At 46.9% G+C, this 1115-nt stretch carries 1 protein-coding gene; it reads left to right on the forward strand.

From position 1 onward, the window contains the following. Nucleotides 1–24: 24 nt before the first annotated feature. On the forward strand, nucleotides 25–1115 hold a 1091-nt coding region (gene ectB / locus R7P72_RS25510), incomplete at its 3' end, for a diaminobutyrate--2-oxoglutarate transaminase (RefSeq protein WP_318111020.1).

Consider the following 1115-nt stretch of genomic DNA (forward strand, 5'->3'; position numbering starts at 1 on the left):
ATAGGAATTAAAAACGGTCTCATCATGGATATTTTCAAAAAGCAGGAATCCAACGTACGCTCATATTCAAACAATTTTCCAGTGGTATTTCGCAAAGCGAAAGGTTGCTGGCTAGAAACAGAACAAGGTGAACGCTACTTAGACTTCCTCGCTGGAGCGGGATCCCTAAATTATGGCCATAACAATCCTGTATTGAAGCAAGCACTGCTTGAATACATCGAAATGGATGGCATCACTCACGGTTTGGATATGCATTCAGAAGCGAAAGCGGGCTTTCTCGCTGCGCTGGATAACTACATCTTAAAACCAAGAAAACTGGACTACAAAGTTCAATTCACCGGCCCAACTGGTACGAATGCGGTGGAAGCGGCACTCAAGTTGGCGAAAAAAGTGAAAGGCAGAAGCAGCGTTGTTGCATTCACTAACGGTTTCCACGGTTGTAGCGCAGGCGCGCTGGCGGCTACAGGTAATCAGCATCATCGACAAGGTAACGGCTCAAGCCTTACAAACGTAACGCGCATTCCGTTCGAAGGTTACGCTGGTGTTGATGGTTTGGCGCTGTTCGAAACTATGCTGAATGACAACTCTGCTGGGATGGACAAACCAGCAGCCGTATTGCTGGAAACAGTACAAGGCGAGGGTGGTTTAAACGCCGCCTCTAATGAGTGGCTACAGCGCTTGAGTAAAATATGTAAAGCAAACGACATTCTATTGATTGTCGATGATATTCAAGCTGGTTGTGGTCGAACTGGGACATTCTTCAGTTTTGAGCCATCAGGCATTGAACCCGATATTGTGACGCTATCGAAATCGATCGGTGGTTACGGTCTGCCAATGGCGGTTGTACTGCTGAAACCAGAACTTGACCAATGGAAACCAGGCGAGCACAACGGCACGTTCCGTGGTAACAACCACGCATTTATTACTGCGGCAAAAGCACTAGAAATCTACTGGTCAAATGACGATTTCGAAACGCACATTAAGCAATGTTCGCAAAATGTGAGTGAAGTGATTGATCGCTGCGTGCGTCGTTTCCCGCAAATGTTCGTTCAGAAAAAGGGACGCGGCATGATGATTGGCATCGAGTGTATTCACGGTGACTTGGCCGCAGAAAT

The sequence above is a fragment of the Vibrio sp. Vb0888 genome (assembly GCF_033338835.1).
GTDB lineage: Bacteria > Pseudomonadota > Gammaproteobacteria > Enterobacterales > Vibrionaceae > Vibrio > Vibrio alginolyticus.